Below are 593 nucleotides of genomic sequence, written 5' to 3'. Positions count from 1 at the left end.
GTTGTTGAGTCTATCATGACTGCAACTCTTGAAACTGCTGACAAAGTTGCCCCTGTTGTAATTCAGCTAAGCAACGGATTAGGTATGTGATTCTATACCTAATAGTACTTACAAAGTATTTGACATGATGGGCAGTTGATTACTTCAACTGCCTTTTTTAAGGCTTAAAATCAGGAAAAAATTATGGAAGTTACAAATAAAGCTAACAACAAAGCCAATCTTATTTTCTACGTCGGTTTAGTAATGATCGTTGGGCTTATGTTTGCGAACCAAGCTCACGCTGGTACTGGTGGTACAGAGTTTGATGACATTTGGACCACCATCACAGACTGGACTCAAGGTACACTGGGCCGCATCATTGCTGGTTCAATGATTTTGGTAGGTATTGTTGGTGGTATCGCTCGTCAAAGTATCATGGCATTCGCAATGGGTATCGGTGGGGGTGTTGGTCTATACAACAGCCCTACGGTTGTTGAGTCTATCATGACTGCAACTCTTGAAACTGCTGACAAAGTTGCCCCTGTTGTAATTCAGCTAAGCAACGGATTAGGTATGTGATTCTATACCTAATAGTACTTACAAAGTATTTGACA

At 40.8% G+C, this 593-nt stretch carries 1 protein-coding gene; it reads left to right on the top strand.

Features of this window, described 5'->3' with window-relative positions; genetic code table 11:
• Positions 1-183 precede the first annotated feature (183 nt).
• The gene (traA, locus tag H5300_RS26995; RefSeq protein ID WP_182797388.1) at positions 184-558 is read left to right on the top strand and encodes a TraA family conjugative transfer protein; all 375 of its coding nucleotides are present in this window, start codon (positions 184-186) and stop codon (positions 556-558) included.
• The last annotated feature ends 35 nt before the right edge of the window (positions 559-593 follow it).

This window comes from Vibrio sp. SG41-7 (assembly GCF_014164465.1).
GTDB classification, from domain to species: Bacteria; Pseudomonadota; Gammaproteobacteria; order Enterobacterales; family Vibrionaceae; genus Vibrio; species Vibrio splendidus.
The sequence above is the reverse complement of the archived record's forward strand: the minus strand, read 5'-3'. Positions and strand labels throughout refer to the sequence as shown.